General features: G+C 30.5%; 5 protein-coding genes. 1 reads left to right on the top strand and 4 read right to left on the bottom strand.

What is annotated here, in order from left to right; translation table 11 throughout:
- From ACWI69_RS11730 to htpX, 4 genes are all read right to left on the bottom strand, one after another.
- On the bottom strand, nt 1-243 hold a 243-nt coding region (locus tag ACWI69_RS11730; protein ID WP_448822017.1), incomplete at its 3' end, for a GNAT family N-acetyltransferase.
- A gap of 61 nt (nt 244-304) precedes the next feature.
- Nucleotides 305-1,723, bottom strand: coding sequence for a leucyl aminopeptidase (locus tag ACWI69_RS11725; protein ID WP_448822016.1), 1,419 nt, complete (start codon nt 1,721-1,723; stop codon nt 305-307).
- 12 nt (nt 1,724-1,735) lie between these two features.
- Nucleotides 1,736-2,584: a DUF2156 domain-containing protein gene (locus ACWI69_RS11720; protein WP_448822015.1), complete on the bottom strand. Its 849-nt coding sequence runs from the start codon at nt 2,582-2,584 to the stop codon at nt 1,736-1,738.
- Between the two features lie 133 nt (nt 2,585-2,717).
- Nucleotides 2,718-3,554: a zinc metalloprotease HtpX gene (gene htpX / locus ACWI69_RS11715; RefSeq protein WP_448822014.1), complete on the bottom strand. Its 837-nt coding sequence runs from the start codon at nt 3,552-3,554 to the stop codon at nt 2,718-2,720.
- 171 nt (nt 3,555-3,725) lie between these two features.
- Here htpX and ACWI69_RS11710 point away from each other — a divergent pair.
- The coding region (locus ACWI69_RS11710; protein WP_448822013.1) for a 3-dehydroquinate synthase at nt 3,726-4,411 on the top strand (686 nt) is incomplete at its 3' end.

Here is a 4,411-nt window from a genome sequence, read left to right as displayed (position 1 = left end):
GTTCATAATTCCCTCTCCTCTTCTTTCAGAACTCACACCAACACCTACAAGATATCTTCCCATAAACTTCTCATCAGCAATTGCTAAATGATATCTATTTTCAAATAACATTCCGTAAACCCTATTATTTTCTAAAAATATTTTTGTGTTTTCTTCTATGTATACATTATCAAAATACCAGTCTATATATTCTAAATCATCATTAAACAAATCTTTCCACAACATTTTCAATTGATTTTTCATCACGTTAACTCCTATTTCATATAAGAAAAGGTGAGAATCACTCACCTTTTCTTCAATAATTTTATCTATTTTTTACATAGTTGTAAAGAGTTTTTACTCCAACTCCAGTAGCTCCTTTTTTAAGCCATTTTATACCACTATTAAATGCAGTTCCTGCTATATCCATGTGTATCCATGGCAATCCTTCAACAAACACTTCTAAAAACTTAGCTGCTGTTATTGATCCTCCCATTCTTCCACCTGTATGTTTTATATCAGCAACTGTCGACTTTAATAACTCACTATACTCATCAAATATCGGCATTCTCCAAACTTTTTCACCATATAATTTACTACTCTTCTCTATCATAGCATATTTTTCATCACTGTTTGAAAATACTCCAGTTGTAATTGTTCCCAAAGAAACAAGAATTGCTCCAGTAAGAGTTGCTAAATCAACTATCTCTGTTACTTTTTCATTCCTTACAGCATAAGTTAAAGCATCTGCCAGTGCTAATCTTCCTTCTGCATCAGTATTTATAATCTCAACAGTTTTTCCGTTCATTGATTTTATTATATCTCCTGGTCTATATGCATTTTCATTTATAGCATTTTCACAGGCTGGAACTATCGCCACTACATTTTTCTTAACTTTACCTTTAGCAATAGCACACATAGCTCCTATTACAGAAGCTGCTCCCGCCATATCACTTTTCATTTCAAGCATTGAATCTGCTGGTTTTATACACAGTCCTCCTGTATCATATGTCAGCCCTTTTCCTACTAATCCAATCTTTTCAGCACTATCTTTCTCATTTAAGTATCTCATGACTATAAGTCTTGGTTTTGTTATCGAAGCTCTTCCAACAGCTAAAAGTAGATTCATTCCCAATTTTTCAATCTCTTTTTCGTCTAAAATTTCCACTTCAAAGCCATACTCCTCTCCAAGTTCTACAGCTTTCTTAGCTAAAGTTTCCGGATTAACTATATTTGCTGGTTGATCCACCAAATCTCTGGCAATATCTGTTGCCTCTCCTAAAAAAATTGTTTCAGAAAAATCTTTTTCCTCTCCTGAAATAAACAACTCGACTTCTAAAGTTTCAGCTTTTTTCTCCTTAAATGTATCAAAATTATAGTTTACATTAGATACAATTTCTCCCAACACATTATAATCTAATAATCTTTCATCTTCCGCTGATATCAAAACCAATCCTTTTTCTTTAGAGAGTACATCAAATATTACCTCCCTATACACACCTAGAGTGTATTCATCATCTTTTCCCATTCCCACAAAAATCATTGAAATTAACTGCGTTCCTTCTAGAAATTCAACTTTTAAAGTCTCACCTTTTTTTCCTGTAAACTCTTTTTTATTCATTAACTTTTCTATCAGCACTTTATTTGTAGAAGATATATGTTCACAAATATTAACTTGTCCTTCAAAACATAATACAACGTTTAGTTCATAATTTTTTTCAATTTTATTGATAACTTTAAACATAGCATTCCTCCTCTAGATACTGTATTTTTTTAAAAACTTTATTGGTTGATAAGAAAGTTTTGCCTCTCTTAGTCCTATACTTCCAAAATCGTCCTCTCTATTTATAAATTCAACATCAGAAAACTCCTCTTTTGCAACATACATATTAATCATCTGATAACTTCCTTGATAGTCAAGTATTCCTTTTTCGATATGGATAACTCCCATATTTTCAGTCAATTTTTCTCCAATAGCATACGCTACTATTTTCTCATCAACTTTTATAACCCCTCCTCTTAACTCCAATCTTTCATAATTGTTAAGAAGCTCTTCTATTCCCAATGTTTCTGATATTATAATTGTGTCCTCTTTTCTATTTTCAGTCCACCTTCTTTGAAAAGCTCTTATATCTTCTATGTTCTCTTTAGATATTTTTTCATAAGTAAAATTATACATTTTTTTAAATTTATTTATTTTATTTTTTTTAGAAGAAAATTTTCTTCCTTTTAACTCCGCCAAATCCTCTTGTAAATATATATAGTCAAATGAATCTCTTTCCTCTACCAAGATAAATTTTTCTTTCAAAAAATCTTCATAGCTTTCAGGAATAAAAACTATCTTCCCTCCATACTCCTTAATTCTTTTTACAGCAGATATTACTTCATCTTTGCTACCATTTTTTGAAACAGGTGAAAAGTAGTATTCATCTCCTTCGTAAACTCCTTTGATATAAACTATATCATCCTCAATTGCATATTGAATATTTTCACTAAAGCTCCATAAAAAAAGATTTGTGAAATTCATGTCTGAAGTTTCAAACTTCTCTTTTAAAAAATTTTGTAACTCATTTCTACTTTCTATTGTTAATTTTTTCCAGTTCATCTATTCTACACCGCCTTAATATACTATTGCAAGTATATACCAATAATTCTCCAGTGTCAAATTAAAAAAGAGTCAGAAATATCTCTAACTCTTTTCACATATAACAATTAAATTGCTCTTATCTTTTTTTAATTCATTCCATCTCTTCTAGTCTTCTAATTCTATCTGCCGTACTTGGATGTGTACTGAATAAATTAGCCATCTTATTTCCAGCCAGTGGAGAAACAATAAACATATTCTCTGTAGTCGGTGTTGCGTCCATAGGAATTCTCGTACTATAAGACTCTAATTTTTTTAAAGCATTTGCTAAATATCTTGGATGACCACAAATTTTACCTCCAAAACTATCAGCTTTGTACTCTCTACTTCTTGATATCGCCATTTGAACCAACATAGCTGCTAAAGGTGCAAAAATACTGATTGCTAACAAACCAAAGACACCACCATGATTATCCTCTCTATCTCTTCTGCCACCACCAAAAATAGCTGCCCACTTTGCCATATTAGCCATATACACAATAGCTCCTGCTAAAGTTGCTGCCACACTTTGAATAAGTATATCTCTATGTGAAACATGTCCTAACTCGTGTCCTATAACTCCTGCTAATTCATTATCATCCATTAGTTCTACCAATCCTCTTGTTACAACCACTGCCGCATGATGTGGATTTCTCCCAGTTGCAAAGGCATTTGGTTGACTTTGATTTATTATGTAAACTTTCGGCATTGGTAATCCTGCATTTTCTGTTAATTTTTTTGTTATCCAGTAAACTTTATGATTTTCTGGCAATTCCTGTGCTCTATACATTGATAACACAATTTTATCACTAAACCAATATGATACAAAATTCATTACACCCGCTAAAACTAAGGCTATTGTCATTCCTGTTCTACCACCGATAGCTCCCCCTATAAACAATAGCAGTAAAGTCATTACTAACATCAATAGAAAAGTTTTTAAACCTTGCATTTTTTACCTCCAGTTTTTTAACTCTCCATATAAAATACCACATTTTTTATCCTTTGTAAATAATATAGAAGAATATATTTAACTTGACTCCTTCATTGCTAAATTTGCTTTTTTTTTACAAAAATATTATACTTTAACTATAGAAAATTAAATAATAAGGAGACCAATATTATGAAAAATTTAGTTATGAAGACTTCTACAAATTCATACGACATTTTTATTGGACAAAATACAATAGATAAACTTAATGATTTTACCAAAAACTATGACAAAATACTATTACTTACAAATAAGACTATAGATGAAATTTATAATCAAAAAATTTCAAGTAATCTTCCAAAGAAAAAAACTTATACTTACAAAATTGAAGATGGTGAAATATATAAAAATATAGATACCGCTATGAAAATTTTTTCATTTCTAATAGAAAATAATTTCTCTAGAAACTCTTTAATCATATGTGTTGGTGGCGGAGTTATTTGTGATTTAGGTGGTTTTATCGCTTCCACTTTTATGCGAGGGCTTGACTTTTTACAAGTTCCCACTTCTTTATTAGCTCAAGTAGACGCCAGTATTGGTGGTAAAGTCGCAATTAATCACTCTCTTGGTAAGAATTTAATTGGTTGTTTTAAACAACCCATTGGAGTTATCATTGATATCAATTTTCTAAATACTCTACCTATGTATCAATTCAAATCTGGTATGGGTGAAGTTATTAAACACAGTATAAGTGCAAAGGATAAAAGTTATTTTAATTTTTTAATTGAATCACATAGAGATATTTTAAGATTAAAACCTGATGTTCTAATTGAAATGATTTATGAATCATGTAAAATAAAAAAAGAATTTATTGAAAA

This window comes from Cetobacterium sp. (genome assembly GCF_977044495.1).
The sequence above is the reverse complement of the archived record's forward strand: the minus strand, read 5'-3'. Positions and strand labels throughout refer to the sequence as shown.

Coding starts and splice junctions, on each gene's coding strand:
- ACWI69_RS11725 (WP_448822016.1), bottom strand. CDS start 1,723: ATGTTTAAAGTTATCAATAAAATTGAAAAAAATTATGAACTAAACGTT.
- ACWI69_RS11720 (WP_448822015.1), bottom strand. CDS start 2,584: ATGAACTGGAAAAAATTAACAATAGAAAGTAGAAATGAGTTACAAAAT.
- htpX (WP_448822014.1), bottom strand. CDS start 3,554: ATGCAAGGTTTAAAAACTTTTCTATTGATGTTAGTAATGACTTTACTG.